Here is a 15,398-nt window from a genome sequence, read left to right on the forward strand (position 1 = left end):
TCCGGCTATGCTGTCCGGCAGCGCGACCTGGGATTCTGAGCAGCAGAACATCGGTCTCGATGTTGCCCGAACATTCGACGACCCAGCTCCGGGGCAGGACGACGAACCCGAGGACGTTCTTCGGCCGGCTGACGGTCTTGATCGTCAGGCCCAGGAAGGTCTTCGCCCAGTCGACGAGCTGTCCGGCATAGGCGGAGCCGGCCCGAACGATGGTGATCTCGGGGTGCATCAGCCGCAGCCGGAGCAGCACTTCCTTGGCCGCCCTGTCGGCGATCGTCCGGGAAGCAGATGTCGTGGTAGCAGCCGTGGGGCGGCCTCGGCTGATCCGCGGTGAGGACATCAAGCCCGGTGCGGTCGTGATCGACGCCGGCTCAACCCGGGCAACGTCGGAGACGTGAACTACGACACCGCCCGCACCCGAGCTCGTCTGATCACTCCGGTTCCCGGTGGCGTTGGGCCGATGACCCTTGCCGTCCTGCTCGCGCAGACCGTGGAAGCCGCCGCAAACCAGCTCGGTATGCAGCATCGCTGACGCTTTGCCAGCCCGGGGATGCCGTGTCAGCACGGTTGTCGCTTAGAACTCCTAACAAAATGAGATGAAGGATGGCCTCAGGTCGGGCGAGGATCGCAGCCGACGAAGGGCCGGCTATGGGAGACAGTCCACCGAGGGAGCTCATTTCGCTCGCCGGCTCGCCACCACCCGGGCCCAAGCGGAACGAGCAGCCGTCTCTGCGCAGTGAGCCTGCTCTATCGAACTGGCCCGCACTCATCGATGATCACGGTCGGCTCTGACAGGAAGACATCCCGGTCGACGGGACCATAAGCGATGTTGAACGTGTCCAGCCATTACGACCACCACGGATCCCCAGGGCGCTGGTGAACCGGCAGTTCAACTGCCAGCGGACTCACTGACCGGGAAGCAGTCGAACTGCCGGCGGCCTGCGCGGCCGAGGAGGCAACCCGAAGAGCGGCTCCACACGAGCGAGCACTCGGAGCCGATCACCTTCGTCCCGCAGGCTGGCACCGACCTCGCGGAAGTCCTTCTGGCTCGGACGTGGCTCGAAGCCGTCACGCTGTGGCTGACGGTGCACGCGCGTACGGGGGTGCGGTGCGCGTCCTGACGCGCCGCACCCCCGTGTCGCCCGAGCCGTGGGTCCCGTGGTCAGTCCAGGTGACCCACCCGGAACGTCGTCGTGTACTCCCGCTCCTCGCCGGGTTCCAGGAAGGTCATGGAGCCGTCTTCCCGGGCCGCGGCCTCGCCCTGCACATGGTGCGTGGACGGTTCGAAGCCGACCGCGTAGGCGCCCTCGCGCAGGTGCAGCCACTGGAAGAAGGACGGGAACTGGACCGTGTCGAACTCCAGCTCGAAGTAGACGCCGAGGCGTTCGTTGACCAGCCGGGGCCGGGCCAGACCCGCTGCGTCGGCCTCCAGTTCGTGCTCGTACACCTGCTCGACGAAGCCCGGCAGCGGGGCGGGCATCTCGGTGTGCGAGACGCCCTGTTCGGGGACGCTGTCGCTGCGCCACAGGGTGCGGTGCGGCGGCAGCTCGTAGCGTGCGCCCTCGTCGAGGAAGGGCCAGCCGACGTTGACGTGGTACAGGTACATGTGCGGCGTCGGGTCGAAGCCGGCGTTGCGCACCCGGTCGGTCAGGCGGATCTCGCTGCCGCCCAGGTCGGCCTCGATGCGACGGGTGAGCCGCAGGTGCTCCCCGAAGATCGCGGCCTGGCGCACCTCGCCCTCCGCCCAGAGCACGCAGCGGCCGTCGTCCTGCCACCGCTCGCCGTACCCGGTCAGCCGGGCCGGCAGGTTGGCGACCCGCCCGTGGAGGGCGTGCACGGCGGTGCGCCGTGGCGGGTAGCGGTACTGGGAGGCGTCCACCTCGGCGCCGAAGAGCGTGTGGTCAAGGCCCGCGGTGAGCAGCAGCCCCGAGAAGCTGCGCATCATGGACAGGCCGTCGTCGTCGCGGTACTCGTGCAGACCGGGGTGCCTGAAGCCCGTCGCCGAGCGCCAGCCGAAGCCCCGGCCCTCGAACTCGGCCCCGCCCAGGTCCATCGCCCGGTCCACCAGCACGTCGAACGACAGTCCGGCGCCGGTCCGGAACTCCAGCGTGCGGATGCCGCGTTCGGAGCCGTCGTCCAGGACGACGGACCGCACCCCGCCCGCCGCGCTCAGGTCGCCCGCGTGCCGGGCGAGGGACCGCCGGTCGTGGGAACGTCCGTACAGCTTCACGCCATCACCCACCCTCCGTTGACCTCGAGGCACTGACCCGTGACGAACGACGCGTCCGGGCCGGTGAGGAAGGACACCACCGAGGCCAGTTCCTCGGGCCGTCCGCGCCGCTTGAGGGCCTGGTGGTCGAGTACGTGCCGCCGGTAGGCCGCGGGGTCCTCGTGGATGTCCTCGGCCGCGGTCGGAAAGGCGCCGGGGGAGACGCAGTTGACGCGGATTTCGGCAGGACCCAGCTCCCGGGCCAGCGCGCGGGTCAGGGCGACGGCGGCCCCCTTGGTGGAGACGTAGGCGGCCAGGGAGTCCCAGCCGCCGTGCATCGTGATCGAGGCGACGTTGACGATCGCCCCGCCGCCCGTCTCCGTCATGTGCCGGGCGGCGGCCTGCGCGGCGACCCAGTACGCACGCTGGTTGACCGCCACGACCTCCTCGTACTCGGCGAGCGGCACGTCGAGGAAGGCCCGGCTCGGGTACACGGCCGCGTTGTTGACCAGTACGTGCAGCGGGCCCAGTTCGGACACGGTTCGCTCCACGGACGCCTCGACCGCCCGCGCGTCGCGCAGGTCGGTGGTGAGGGCGAGCACGCGTGCGCCCGCCTTCTCGACCAGCGCGGCCGTGTTCCCCAGGGACTCGGCGTCGCGGTCGAGTACGGCGACGTCGAGTCCGTCGGTCGCCAGCCGGACGGCGGTGGCCCGGCCGAGGGCGCCACCGGCACCCGTCACGAGTGCGGCTCGGGGTTGCTTCATGACGTTCCTCTCAACGCTTGCGGAAGACGGGAGTGCGCTTCTCGGCGAACGCGCGCCGGCCCTCGGCGGCGTCCTCGGTGGCGAAGCAGACGGTCTGCAGGTCGCGCTCGTAGGCGAGCGCCTGGTCCTCGGGCAGGTTGCCGGCGGCCCGCAAATTGATCTTCGCGGTCTCGGCGGCCACCGGAGCGCGGGAGGCGATCACGGCGGCCAGGGCACGGGCCCGGTCGAGCAGCCCGGCGCGGGGCACGACCTCACTCACCAGGTGCCAGTCCAACGCCCGTGCGGCGTCGATGCGTTCGCCGGTGAGCAGCATCAAGGCCGCGTTGCTCGGCCCTGCGGCGCGGCTCAGAAAGGCGGCCATGCCACCGCCCCCGATCCAGCCGAGCGTGATCTCCGGTGCCCCGAAGGACGCCGTGTCCGCGGCGAGGCGGATGTCGCAGGACAGGGCGGTCTCCAGTCCGCCGCCCAGGGCGTAGCCGCCGACCGCGGCGACGGTCGGCGTGCGGGCGGCGCGGATGGCGTCGCAGTAGTCGACGCGGTTGCGGAAGTCCCACGGGGTGACGTACCGGTCGAGGGTGCCGATGTCCGAGCCGACGCTGAAGGAGCGCTCGCCCGCCCCGGTGACGACGACGGCCCGTACTTCGTCCGTGGTGTCGCACCACTCGATGGCCCTGACGAGGGCGCGGGACATTTCGGGGGTGACGGCGTTGAGTTTGGCGGGCCGGTTGAGGGTGAGGGTGGCGACGCGGTCCGTGACGTCCAGCAGGACGTGGTCGGTGCCGAGTTCGGGCGGCGGGAGGGTGCCGGTGTCGCTCATGTCCGGTGTTCCTTCGGTGTCCGGCTCGACCGGTACAGGGCGCGCATCCGGTCGAGTGCTTGGCGGTGGTCGGTCTCGCCGGCGAGCGCGGCGCGTACGGCGGCCGATGCGGCGGTCTGGAAGCCGATGTAGCCCGCGTGCCTGGGACGGACCCAGGCCCGCTCGCAGGTGGCGGCGGTGCCCCGGTAGAAGTCGGCGGCGACGGTTTCGGAGCTGGTCCAGGCTGCGCGGGCACTGGGCTGTCCGCTGTGCCGGGGCAGGAAGTCGCCCTGCGCCTCGGGGGACATCAGCCAGCGCACGTGGGCGAGGAGTTCGGGGGAGGGGACGCAGCGCGAGCTGAGTGCGATCCCGGTGCCGCCGAGCGTGGAGCCCGGACGGCCGCCCGCCGTCATGGCGGGGGCGTCGCTGAACGTCACGCGGTCGGCGTAGGTGACGTACCCGTACACCAGCGGGCAGTGCGCCAGCCGGTCCGTGCCGGCCATCAGCTCCAGCAGTCCGATCGGGTTGAGCGCACGCGTCCCGGGCGGGGCAAGGGCGTCGAGGGCGGCCATCAGGTCGAGCACCGCGAGTCCCGTGGCGTCGCCGATCAGCTCGTCGGGATCGGCGGCCGGTTCTTCTCCCATGGCGACCGCCACGGAGGCGAAGGTGAGGAAGGCGTGCGGCCCGGCCAGGGAAAGGGCCACGGGCGCCCGGCGGGCGAGACGGTGGACCTCGTCCCACGTGCCGGGCGCCTCGCCGACGAGGTCGGTCCGGGTGGCGGCGACCTGGGTGGCGGCGTCCAACGGGAGCGCCCACTGACGGCCGCCCATGGCGTACGAACGCATGGTGGGGCCGATGGAGGCGGCGCCCCAGCGGGTCAGTTCCTCGGCGGTGAACAGGTCGTCGAGGGGCCGCAGGCACCCGGTGGCGAGTGCTTCGCCGAGGTGCGGGTGGTCGAGGACGACCAGGTCGTAGCGGGAGCACAACGCGTCGATCGGGTGGGACTCGAAGCCCTCCAGGGGCTGGACGTCCCAGTGCACGAGGCCGCCCGCGGACGCGGCGAGCGCGTCGTGGCCGCGGGGGTGATCCCACGTCAGTCCGCGGTAGGGCGGTGCGGTGTGCGTCATGAGGTCGTCTCCGCCACGGCGCCGGCGGCGAACAGTTCCGCGATCTCCCGTTCCGCGAGGCCCGCCTCGGTCAGCACCTCGCGGGTGTGCTCCCCGACGAGCGGGGCGCCGCGGTCGATGCGGGGCGGGGTGGCGGAGAACCTGTAGGGGAATCCGGGCACGGTCACGCTGCCCTCGGTGGGGTGGTCGTAGGTGACGAAGGTGCCGTTGTGGCGGATCTGGGGGTCCTGGACCAGGTCGGCGTAGCCGTAGACGGGGCCGGCCCAGATACCGGCGGCGGCGAAGGCGTCGAGCCAGTGTCGCGACGGCCGGGTCAGCAGCCGGGCGGCGGTGCGGGCGAAGATCTCGTCCCGGTGGGTCCAGCCGTGCTCCTCGTCCTCCATGGAAAGGAAGCTGTCCTCGCCGAGGATCTCGCCGAGCTTCTTCAACGGCGGGAAGGCGAGGACGAGATAGCCGTCGGAGGTCTGGAAGGCACCGTAGGGCGAGCGGATGTAGACGTGGGCGTGCGGTTCGGCGGAGCGGGTCTGGGGCAGCCCGCCGACGGTGTGGACCGACAGCTCCTGCATCTGGAGGGTGGTGACGGCGTCCAGCATGTTCACCGTCACCAACTGGCCCTCGCCGGTGCGTTCGCGGTGCAGCAGCGCGGCGAGCACACCCTCGAAGGCGGTGGAGGCGGTGACGGCGTCCACGAGGTACTGGCCCGCGGCCCGCGGTGCCTCGCCCGAGCGGCCGCTGGACAGCATGGCCCCCGACATCGCCTGCAGCAGCAGGTCCTGGCCCGGGCGCTGGGCGTAGGGGCCGTCCTCGCCGTACCCGGAGATGGAGACGTAGACGAGGGAGGGGTTGATCGCGGCCAGGGAGGCGTAGTCGACGCCCAGGCGGTCGGCGACGCCGGGCCGGTAGTTCTGCAGGAAGACGTCGGCGCCCACGACGAGGCGGCGCAGGACCTCCTTGCCCGCCGGGTCCTTGAGGTCGACGGCGAGGGACCGCTTGTTGCGGTTCAGGGAGAGGAAGGAGACGTTGATCCGGTTGCCGGCCGCTCCGCCGGCCGCGGCGTGGCGCTGCCACTCCCCGGTGACCGGTTCGACCTTGACGACGTCGGCGCCGAGGTCGCCGAGGCGCTGGGCGGCGAACGGACCGGCCATGGCGATGGAACAGTCGAGGACCCGGTACCCGGCGAGGACGCCGGGTTTGTCGCGTGAGGTCATGGGGCTCCTTGGAGGCGGCGGACGGAGAACGGTGGGCGGCACCGGCGCGGACGCCGGGTGACACCGGCGCGACGGCGGGCGGCACTGGCGCGGCGACGGGCGTCGGACGGATCGGGAGGGTTCCGAACCTGTTGTTAGCGCTAGCGATAGCGCTAACATGCACGCTAGGCGGGCGCCGCTCGCAGTGTCAACGCCCTTGTCCCGACCGCTCGCACCCTTCGGGAACGGGCCGGGCAGCACGAAAGGAATCCCATGAACCTGTGGCCCGACGCCACGACCACCCTGCCCGCCGACGGCACCGGGGGCGCGCTCGTCGGCCGGGTCTGGCGCCCCGGCCTCGGACCGTCCGTCGTCGCCGTCCGCGAGGACGGGCTGCACGACATCACCACCACCTTCCCCACCGTCCGCGACCTGTGCGAGACACCGGACCCGGCCGAACGCCTGCGCGCCGCCCGCGGCGAGCGGATCGCAGGACTCGACGAGGTGCTGGCCAACACGCCCCTCGACGGCCGGAACCCGCGACGGCCCTGGCTGCTCGCGCCGGTCGACCTGCAGGCCGTCAAGGCGGCCGGGGTCACCTTCGTGGTGTCGATGCTGGAGCGGGTCATCGAGGAACGTGTCCGCGGCGACGCCGCCGGTGCCGCCGAGGCCCGGGAGCGGATCCGCCGGCTCGTCGGCGACGACGTCGCCTCCCTGCGTCCCGGCTCCGACGAGGCCGCAGCGCTCAAGGAGATCCTGGTCGCGCAGGGAGCGTGGAGCCAGTATCTGGAGGTCGGCATCGGTCCCGACGCCGAGATCTTCACCAAGGCGCCCGTGCTGGCCGCCGTGGGCAGCGGCGCCGACGCCGGGGTGCACGCCGCCTCCCGCTGGAACAACCCGGAGCCGGAGGTGGTGCTGGCCGTCTCCTCCACCGGGGCCGTGGTCGGCGCGACCCTCGGCAACGACGTCAACCTCCGTGACGTGGAGGGGCGTTCCGCACTGCTGCTGCCCCAGGCCAAGGACAACAACGCGTCGGCCGCCCTCGGACCGTTCCTGCGGCTGTTCGAACCGGGCTTCCGCATCGACGACGTACGGCGGGCCACGGTCACCCTGACCGTCGAGGGCGCCGACGGGTACCGGCTCGACGCCGAGTCCTCGATGGCCGCCATCAGCCGCGATCCGCTGGACCTCGTGGCGCAGTTGGTGGGCCCGCACCACCAGTACCCGGACGGCGCCGTGCTCTACCTCGGCACGATGTTCGCGCCCGTCGAGGACCGGGACGCGCCCGGACAGGGGTTCACGCATCACGACGGCGACCTCGTCGCCATCGCCACGCCGAAGCTCGGCACGCTCGTCAACCGGATCCGGCCGAGCGAAGCCTGCGTGCCGTGGACGTTCGGCATCGCGGACCTGATGCGGGCCCTGGTGGCACGGGGAGCGCTGTGACGCCCGATATCGTTTCCGGCGTGAGCCAGCCGCCGCCCCGCCGTCCCCGCAAACGATCCGCCACCCGTTCGGTGACCCTGTCGGACGTCGCGGCGGCCGCCGGGGTGTCGGCCCAGACGGTCTCCCGGGTCGTCCGCGACCCCCTGTCGGTGTCCGACGAGACACGGGCCCGGGTCCAGGCGGCCCTCACGGCCACCGGCTACGTGCCCAACCTGGCCGCCAGCAACCTGGCCTCCAACCGCAGCCGTACGGTCGCCGCCCTGGTGCCGCAGATCAACGCCTCGGTCTTCGCCGACACCGTGCACGCCTTCTCCACGGCGCTGGCGGCCCACGGCTACCAGATCTTCGTCGGGACCACCGACTACCGGCCCGAGCACGAGGAGGAGGTGCTGCGCAGCTTCCTTGGCCGGCGGCCGGACGGACTGCTCGTGGTGGGGACCCGCCACACCCCGGGCACCCTGACGCTGCTCGGGGCGGCCGGGGTGCCGGTCGTCGAGACCTGGGGCTGGTCCGAGGACCCGGTGGACCTGCTGGTCGGCTTCTCCAACGCGGCCGCCGCGGCGGCGATGGTGGACCACCTCGTCCGGCGCGGCCGGCGCCGCATCACCTTCGCCGGGCGGCACACCTCCGGCGACCCCCGGGCCGCGGAACGCCTCGACGGCTACCACGGCGCCGTCCGCGACCTGCTGGGCAGCGAACCGCGCACCGTGGACGCCGGTCCGGAGCCGGTCACCATGGACACCGGTGTCGCCCTGCTGGACCTGGCACTCGAGCGGTACCCGGACTCCGACGCCGTGATGTTCTCCAGCGACGTCTTCGCCGCCGGCGCCCTCCAGGCATGTGTACGGCGCGGCATCGACGTGCCCGGCACGCTCGCCCTGGCCGGCTTCGGCGACTTCGAACTGGCCCGGCACCTGGTCCCGGCGCTGACCACGGTGGCCGTACCCAGCGCGCAGATCGGGGAGTTGAGCGCCGAGCTGCTGCTCACGCGGATGCGCGGCGCCGCGGTCGACGTCCCGCACCGCGACGTGGGGTACCGGGTCGTCGCACGCGAGAGCACCTGACTCGCGAGAGCACCCGACACGCGTGGCACACCGGACCGCCGAGGAGGGAGCACCCGAGGCCCCGGGCGCCCCCACCGGGTCACGCCCGGGCCGCCCACACCAGCCCGCGGCCGACGATCGCCGCCGTCTGCGGCACCCGGAGGTCCGCGACGCGGTGGCCGAGGGTGCAGACGAAGACCCGCCCCGCTCCCCAGCGGCGCGTCCACACCACCGGGAACTCGACGGGTTCGTGCCACGGGTCGGTCGGAGCCGGGGCCAGCACGGACGTGGCCAGGACGGTGTTGAGGGAGTCCGTGAGCACCCAGTAGTGCTCGGTCTCCACGTCGTAGTCCGTGATGCCCTCGACGATCCCGCCGTCCCGGTCCGGCGTGGCGGCGATGCGCACGGTGAACTCCTGGAACCCCTCGGGGTGCCAAAGGAATCGGCCTCCGACCATCCGCAGGTAGCGCGGGTTGGCGACGTTCGTGGCGACCACGCCCCCGTGCCAGCCCGCGAAGCCGGTGCCCGCCTCCACCGCGTCGACGAGGCCCTTCTCCTGAGCCGCCGTCAGGCCGCCCGCCGACCAGGAGTGCACGACGAGGTCGGTCGCTGCGAGCAGGCCGGCGTCCTCGTACACCGACAGGTCCTCGGCGACCTCGATCTCGAACCCCGCGTCCTCCAGGGCGGGCATGACCGACTCGGTGCAGCCGACCGGGTCGTGACCCTCCCACCCGCCGCGGACCATCAGGGCCTTTCGCATGCTCATGTGCTGCTCCCTCCACTCGCCTTCGACGCGCCGTCGACGTGCCCCCGATGGGGCGGTCTCACCTTGTCTGCGGCGCGAGTCTGAGGCCGGCGTCGGCCGGCCGGACGTGCGGTCCCGACGGCAGGGACCACCCTCCCGACGCGGCCCGCGCGACGATCCGCTCCTCGTCCACCTCGATGCCCAGGCCCGGGGCGTCGCCGAGGACGATCCCGCCGTCGGCGATCTCCTGGTCCACCCGCAGTCCGACCGGGAAGGACAGGTCCTGCACCTCGGTCACCAGGTGGTTGGGCACGGCGGCCGCCGCGTGCGCGACCGGGTTGGCGTCGTACCCGACGGGGCTCACCGGCAGGCCGTGCCCGAAGGCGAGGGTGGAGGCGCGCAGGAAGTGGGTGATGCCCCACACGGCGCCGGTCTGCACCACCCCGACGGCGTCCGCGGCCAGCAGCGGCCGGAAGTGTTCGAGGCCCGTCAGGTTCTCCCCGGTCGCGACGGCGGCGCGGACCCCGGTCGCGACCGCGCGGTGTCCCGCCACGTCCCAGCGCCGGACCGGTTCCTCGATCCAGGTCAGCTCGACGCGCTCCTCCACCTGCCGGGCCAGACGCACCGCCTGGTGCCGTCCCCAGGACTCGTTGACGTCGTACATGAGCGCGGGGCGGTCGCTGTTGACCCGGAACACGTCGCGGACCGCGGCCAGGCGCCGCACGTCCCGGTCCACGTCCAGGCCGCCCTTGACCTTGGCGCCGGTGAACCCGCGCCGCGCCCACCGCTCGTGGAACGCGACGAGTTCGTCGTCGGTGAGCGCGTAGTCCAGACCGGAGGCGTAGCCCGGAACGAAGCGGTCGGCGGCGCCCAGCGTCCGCCACAGCGGCTCCTGGGCGATCTTCGCCTTGAGGTCCCACAGCGCCATGTCGAGGGCGCCGATCGTGGCGAACACCTGCCCGCCGTGCCCGGACTTGAAGACGTGCGCGAGCATCCTGTCGTACAGCGAGGTGACCGCGCGGGGGTCCTGGCCCTCCAGGGCGGGGAAGATCCGTGCGGCGTCGGCGTTTCCGCCGAGACCCACTCCGGTCAGGCCCTCGTCGGTCTCCAGCAGCAGGACCGGCACCTCGGTGACACCGGCGGTGACGATGCCGTTCACGTCGCCCACCGGCCGCCCCCACTCGTGGACCGTGGCAAGGGACCGGTATCCGGTGATGCGCATCGCTCTCCCACGGGTGAGTCGTAACTTGTGATACGAGTGATGACCTTAGCATGTTCGGCTAACCTGGGGTCATTGGACAGCGGGGGCCGGGCGAACCTGCACGAACATTGGGAGTCTCTGACCAGATGATCAAGCCATCCGCGGACACCACCGCCGTGTCCCGACCTCAACGGCGTCGGCCGCCGCTCGCTGCGGCCGTCGTCCAGAGCCTCGCCACGGCCATCGTGCTCGGTGAGTACCCGCCCGGCACCGCGCTGCCGTCGGCGGGCGAGCTCTGCGAGGAGTACGAGGTGAGCCGGACCGTGATCCGGGAGGCGACGACGACGCTCGCCGAGAAGGGACTGGTGGCGACCCGTCAGGGCTGGGGGACCGTCGTCCTGGGCCAGGACCAGTGGAGCCTGCTCGACCCGCTGGTCCTCGACGCGCTGTTCCAGCGTGAGGACCGCCTGGTCTACCTGGACAACCTGATCGAGATCAGGACCACCCTGGAGTGCGCGATGGCCGCCCGCGCCGCCGGGCTCATCGAGGAGGAGCAGTCGGCGGCGCTCTCCGCCAAGCTCGACGAACTCGCGGGTCTCATCGACGACCCCGCGGCCTACTCACGCGCGGACATAGAGTTCCACGAGATCATCCACCGCGCCTCCCGGGACGCGTTCGGGCGGGCCATCGTCTCCAGCATCCAGGGCAAGGCCGTGCGCTCTCCGCAGTACAGCGGGGACCCGACCCGCGAGGACATCGAGCTCACGCACGAGGCCCACGCCCGGGTCGCCGCCGCCGTGCTCGCCGGGGACGGCGAGGCTGCCGCGGAGGCGATGCGCGAGCACATCACGTCGTCGTGGGCCCGACGCCGGCCGGCCGACACGCAGGACGCGTAGGAGGCGGGACGAAGCGGCCGAGGCACCCGTTCCCGGACGGGCGCCTCGGCCGCGCAGCGATGCGGGCTCAGCCGGTCACGGCCGTCCGATCCCCTCCGCGGTGACGTTCCGGTTCCACTCCGCGACCCACGCGGCCCCGTACGCCCGGGCCACCGCACCGGAAGCGGAGAACTTCAGCGTGTCGAGGTCCAGACCCGTCTCCGCCACCGAAGCGGCCGCCACCGCCCGGGTGTTGACCTTCTCGCTCCAGCGCGACAGCTTGTACTCCGCCGCGGGCTCCGTGAAGGCCTCGGTCGTCTCCACGAACCCCGAGCCGCCGCCGACGACCACCGTGTGGTCGATCTCCACACCGGACGGCACGTAGAGCGAGTCCGCGTCGTCCCAGACCGTCGCCCGGCTGCAGCCGTTCGTACCCGCCGTCGCGTAGTTCGCCGCCGTGCACTCCTCGCCCGTCGCGGTCACCCGCGGCACGTACCACCGCTCGACCTGCGGGTACACGATCGGCTTCCCGTCGGAGTACGTCGCCCGCCCGTTCGTGTAGTGCCCGTGCCAGGCCGCCACCGTCTCGGGCGTCGCGCTGTACTTCTCGCCCTCGCGGACGTCGAGGAAGGAGTTGAACCTGCTCTGCAGCACCCAGCTGTTGTCCAGCGGCAGCCGGGTCTCGCCCTTCTTGTGGTAGATGCCGCCGTGACCGACGTGCTTCACCCCGATGAACACGTTGTCGTTCGCGGTGTTGCTGTGTCCGGAGTTGAGGTTGACTCCGGAGTTCGAGCCGTTCACCACGTTGTGGTGGAAGCGCACACCGGACGCGCCGTCGTCCATGTACAGCGCGTCGTTGGAACCGCCGATCTTCTCGAAGTGGTTGTACGCGACCTCGTTGCCGAGGTACGTGAAGTCCCGGCCTGCGTAGACCGCGCCCATGTCCCCGGCGTTCTTCACCACGTCGTAGAAGTGGTTGTGGTTGACGCGCATGTCGTTGCCCATGATCTGCACGGCCATGTGCGGCGCGTCGTGGACGTAGTTGTACTCGAAGGAGTTGCCGACCCCGTACAGGTAGCCGGCGGGGGTGTAGGTCGCGAGCTTCGAGAAGCGCGCGATCTCGTTGTGCCGGGCGACGTTGTCGCCCCGTTCCAGCGTGGCCCGGTCGCCGCCGCCGAGCAGGACCCCGCCGCCGCCCAGGTCGTGGAGGTAGGAGTTCTGCACGATGTTGTCGTGGCCGCCCTGCAGCGTCTCGTAGTCGGGCATGGTCGTGATGGTGTCGGTGGTCCGGCCGATGCGGACGGCGTCCATGCTCACGTTGGAGATGTCGACCGCGTCGACGAGCGTGCCGACGGCGTCCAGCAGCTGCACGCCGCTGACGAGCGACCCGGTCATGGTCAGGCCGCGCAGGGTCACGCCCTGGGTCCCGTCGAGCAGGAAGAAGTTCTTGTCGAAGGTCTGGAGCGTGGTGTCCTTGCCCTCGATCGTCCCGCCCTCGGGCCGGTAGTAGAGGACGTCGTTGTCGTCGTAGCGGTCGATGTAGTACTCACCGGCCGTGTCCATCTCCGAGAGGACGTTGAGGACCTTGACCTTGGTCCACGCGTCCTGCGGGATGTACATCGACGGGTACTTGGTGTAGAGCCGGTCCTCGCTCCAGGACAGGATCCGCACCATGTCGTTGGCGTAGTTGTTGCCGAAGTACCCCAACAGCCAGCCCTCGGTCTCGTCCTTCGTGTTGTCGATGTCCTCGATCCACCGCGGGTCGAGCTGCACCGGGACGTCGGCGTACTCGCCAAAGCCACGGGTGCCGAGGTCGTCCACCGTCGGCACCGCCTCGGGCGCCCAGCTCTTGTAGCGGTCCCCGGCCGCCGCTCGACCGCCCACCGTGAAGATCTGCGGCGTCATGCGCCGCATCTCCTGCGGCGACCAGGTGTCGCGCTGCCCCGGGTCGTCGAGCTGCTGCTTCTTGTCCTCGAACTGGGCCCGCGGGGTCGTGCCGGAGGAGTTCCAGTCGTCCTGGAGTCCGAAGCGGGCGTCGAGGTCCACGTTCATGAGGTCCCGGGGACCCTCGGCGTCCCACTTGTCGCCCGTACCCCACAGGTGACAGTCGGTCTCCGTGGTGGCGCAGGAGTTCCCGTTCGGGTACTCGGCCAGGACCTGGGTGTCGCCGCCGACCACCAGTTCGGGAGCGAAGGGGTCCTGCACCCAGTTGAAACCGTTCTTGTACAGGGTCCCCGGGTCGATGCCCTGGGCGCCGAGGTCGTAGACCCACACCCCCTCACGCAACTCGGACGTGTTCAGCCGGGAGTGGGAGGAGTACTGCGGCTGGGCGAGGGTCTCCTCGGAGAGGTCGGTGAGCTTCTTCCACCCCTCGGCGGGCAGCTCGTGCGACCCGGTGATCGTCACCTTCTCGTTCCGGTACGGGGCGTAGGTGACCCAGGAGTTCGCGGCGCCCTTCAGCTCGACGGTGTCGTCGAGGACGTAGGTGCCGCCCCGGATCAGCACCGTGCCGCGGGCCTCGGCCGAGGTGCGGCCGGCCAGCGCGTCGCGGGCGGCGGAGATGGTCCGGAACGGGTCCTTGCGGCCGCCGCTGTTGGCGTCGTCCCCGTCGGCGGCGGAGACGTAGACCGTCAGCTTCCCGGCAGCGGCCGAGGCGCCTGCCGCGGCCGCTGCCCCGGTCGCCGGTCCGACGGCGCCCGCCGTCAGTGCCAGGGCGAGCGCGGCCCACAGGGTGCGGGCTGGTCCTCGCCGGGTTCTCAGCATGGGGGTGCCCTTTCGTCGGTTCTCATGTGACTGACGTGAGTGGTGCGATGCGCGGAGCAGGGTGCCGCGCGCCGGCTCGGTCAGCCGCCCTCGGGCCGCAGCCGCAGACCCTGCATGCCGCCGTCCACGGCGAGGGCCGTGCCCGTGACGGACGCCGCCGCCGGCGACGCCAGGTAGACGACCGCCGCGGCGACCTCCTCGGCGCTCACCAGTCGGCCGGTCGGCTGGCGGGCGTTGAGCGCGGTGCGCTCGGCGGCCGGGTCGTCGGCGCTCGACAGCAGCCGGTCTATCCACGGGGTGTCCGCCGTCCCGGGATTGACGCAGTTGACCCGGATGCCCTCACGGATGTGGTCGGCGGCCATGGCGAGGGTCAAAGACTGCACGGCGCCCTTGCTCGCGCTGTACAGCGCCCGCTGGGGCAGCCCCGCGGTCGCCGCCACCGAGCAGGTGTTGACCACCGCCGCGTGCCGGGAGGCACGCAGGTGGGGCAGGGCGGCCCGGGTGGTCCGCACGATGCCGAGGACGTTGACGTCCAGGACGTGCCGCCACTCGGCGTCGTCGTTGTCCGCGACGGTCCCCTGCGCGCCGATGCCCGCGTTGTTCACCAGGATGTCCAGGCCGCCCAGCCGGTCCACCGCCCGAGCGACACCGGCCCGGACTGAGGCGTCGTCGGTGACGTCGCACCGGATCGGGAACAGGGCCTCGGAGCCGGTGGCGGGCAGGGCGTCCGGTGCGAGGTCGAGGACGGCGACCCGGGCGCCGCGGTGGGCCAGGAGCAGGGCGGTGGCGAGCCCGATCCCCGAGGCGCCGCCCGTGACGACGGCCGCGAGACCGTCGAGTTCGGGGGACCGGGGAGAGGGGGTGTGCGGCATGACGGTGTTCCTTCGCATGGGGTGGTGGTCAGTCCAGGTGGAAGAGTTCCTCGCCGGTCACCCACCGTTCCCCGGGCCGCGCCGAGTCCAGGGGCTGCTGGCAGGGGTCGGTGAGGGTCCACCAGCGCCGGGTCTGCGGGTCGTCGGCGATGGCGGCCATGTCGGCGTCGTAGTCCTCGCCGGTGTACTCGTAGTAGGCGAAGAGCGTGTCCTCGCGCAGGAAGATGGAGTAGTTGGTGACATGGGCGCGCGAGAGCGTGTCCAGCACCGGCTGCGGCACGGCGCGGTGCAGCATCCGGTACGTCTCGGCGTGTTCGGGGCGCAGCCGGATCACGGACGCGACCCTGCGGGGTGCGGGCATGGCTGGTCA

Annotated in this window: 13 protein-coding genes and 3 pseudogenes; 4 read left to right on the forward strand and 12 right to left on the reverse strand. The window is 71.8% G+C overall.

What is annotated here, in order from left to right; translation table 11 throughout:
• Positions 1–67 precede the first annotated feature (67 nt).
• Positions 68–268, reverse strand: a pseudogene (locus K7854_RS25975) (IS5-like element IS4811 family transposase); the annotation flags it as partial.
• On the opposite strand from K7854_RS25975, the pseudogene K7854_RS25980 reads away from it, so the two are divergent.
• A pseudogene (locus tag K7854_RS25980) lies at positions 258–532 on the forward strand (bifunctional 5,10-methylene-tetrahydrofolate dehydrogenase/5,10-methylene-tetrahydrofolate cyclohydrolase); the annotation flags it as partial. The pseudogenes K7854_RS25975 and K7854_RS25980 overlap by 11 nt on opposite strands.
• Before the next feature lie 215 nt (positions 533–747).
• On the opposite strand, the pseudogene K7854_RS25985 reads toward K7854_RS25980, so the two are convergent.
• From K7854_RS25985 to K7854_RS26010, 6 genes and pseudogenes are all read right to left on the reverse strand, one after another.
• Positions 748–1,076, reverse strand: a pseudogene (locus tag K7854_RS25985) (hypothetical protein); the annotation flags it as partial.
• Positions 1,077–1,162: 86 nt separating this feature from the next.
• Positions 1,163–2,230, reverse strand: coding sequence for an aldose 1-epimerase family protein (locus K7854_RS25990; RefSeq protein ID WP_226028959.1), 1,068 nt, complete (start codon positions 2,228–2,230; stop codon positions 1,163–1,165).
• Positions 2,227–2,973 (reverse strand): SDR family NAD(P)-dependent oxidoreductase, encoded by a 747-nt coding sequence (locus K7854_RS25995; RefSeq protein ID WP_226028960.1) that lies wholly within the window; start codon positions 2,971–2,973, stop codon positions 2,227–2,229. The genes K7854_RS25990 and K7854_RS25995 overlap by 4 nt, the downstream gene beginning before the upstream one ends.
• A gap of 10 nt (positions 2,974–2,983) precedes the next feature.
• Positions 2,984–3,790: an enoyl-CoA hydratase/isomerase family protein gene (locus tag K7854_RS26000; RefSeq protein ID WP_226028961.1), complete on the reverse strand. Its 807-nt coding sequence runs from the start codon at positions 3,788–3,790 to the stop codon at positions 2,984–2,986.
• A complete protein-coding gene (locus K7854_RS26005; protein WP_226028962.1) occupies positions 3,787–4,896 on the reverse strand; it encodes an extracellular solute-binding protein in 1,110 nt (369 codons plus the stop codon). Before K7854_RS26005 ends, K7854_RS26000 begins: the two co-directional genes overlap by 4 nt.
• Positions 4,893–6,104 (reverse strand): CaiB/BaiF CoA transferase family protein, encoded by a 1,212-nt coding sequence (locus K7854_RS26010; RefSeq protein ID WP_226028963.1) that lies wholly within the window; start codon positions 6,102–6,104, stop codon positions 4,893–4,895. The genes K7854_RS26005 and K7854_RS26010 overlap by 4 nt, the downstream gene beginning before the upstream one ends.
• Before the next feature lie 252 nt (positions 6,105–6,356).
• Between K7854_RS26010 and K7854_RS26015 the strand changes: the two genes are divergently transcribed.
• Entirely contained in the window at positions 6,357–7,529 is a 1,173-nt protein-coding gene (locus K7854_RS26015; protein ID WP_226028964.1) for a fumarylacetoacetate hydrolase family protein, read from the forward strand.
• A gap of 20 nt (positions 7,530–7,549) precedes the next feature.
• Positions 7,550–8,593: a LacI family DNA-binding transcriptional regulator gene (locus K7854_RS26020; protein ID WP_226028965.1), complete on the forward strand. Its 1,044-nt coding sequence runs from the start codon at positions 7,550–7,552 to the stop codon at positions 8,591–8,593.
• 79 nt (positions 8,594–8,672) lie between these two features.
• On the opposite strand, the gene K7854_RS26025 is transcribed toward K7854_RS26020, so the two are convergent.
• On the reverse strand, positions 8,673–9,338 hold the full coding sequence (locus tag K7854_RS26025; RefSeq protein ID WP_226028966.1) for a ThuA domain-containing protein: 666 nt from the start codon (positions 9,336–9,338) through the stop codon (positions 8,673–8,675).
• 58 nt (positions 9,339–9,396) lie between these two features.
• Positions 9,397–10,539: a mandelate racemase/muconate lactonizing enzyme family protein gene (locus tag K7854_RS26030; protein ID WP_226028967.1), complete on the reverse strand. Its 1,143-nt coding sequence runs from the start codon at positions 10,537–10,539 to the stop codon at positions 9,397–9,399.
• 125 nt (positions 10,540–10,664) lie between these two features.
• On the opposite strand from K7854_RS26030, the gene K7854_RS26035 reads away from it, so the two are divergent.
• The gene (locus K7854_RS26035; RefSeq protein ID WP_189742908.1) at positions 10,665–11,414 is read left to right on the forward strand and encodes a FadR/GntR family transcriptional regulator; all 750 of its coding nucleotides are present in this window, start codon (positions 10,665–10,667) and stop codon (positions 11,412–11,414) included.
• 75 nt (positions 11,415–11,489) lie between these two features.
• On the opposite strand, the gene K7854_RS26040 is transcribed toward K7854_RS26035, so the two are convergent.
• The 3 genes from K7854_RS26040 to K7854_RS26050 form a co-directional block, all read right to left on the reverse strand.
• Positions 11,490–14,156, reverse strand: coding sequence for a right-handed parallel beta-helix repeat-containing protein (locus K7854_RS26040; protein ID WP_226028968.1), 2,667 nt, complete (start codon positions 14,154–14,156; stop codon positions 11,490–11,492).
• An 80-nt stretch (positions 14,157–14,236) separates the two neighbouring features.
• On the reverse strand, positions 14,237–15,028 hold the full coding sequence (locus tag K7854_RS26045) for an SDR family NAD(P)-dependent oxidoreductase (RefSeq protein ID WP_159323566.1): 792 nt from the start codon (positions 15,026–15,028) through the stop codon (positions 14,237–14,239).
• A 28-nt stretch (positions 15,029–15,056) separates the two neighbouring features.
• Positions 15,057–15,389: an L-rhamnose mutarotase gene (locus K7854_RS26050; RefSeq protein ID WP_189742905.1), complete on the reverse strand. Its 333-nt coding sequence runs from the start codon at positions 15,387–15,389 to the stop codon at positions 15,057–15,059.
• Between the last annotated feature and the right edge of the window lie 9 nt (positions 15,390–15,398).

Origin of the sequence: Streptomyces hyderabadensis, assembly GCF_020404845.1 — a bacterium.
Classification (GTDB): domain Bacteria; phylum Actinomycetota; class Actinomycetes; order Streptomycetales; family Streptomycetaceae; genus Streptomyces; species Streptomyces hyderabadensis.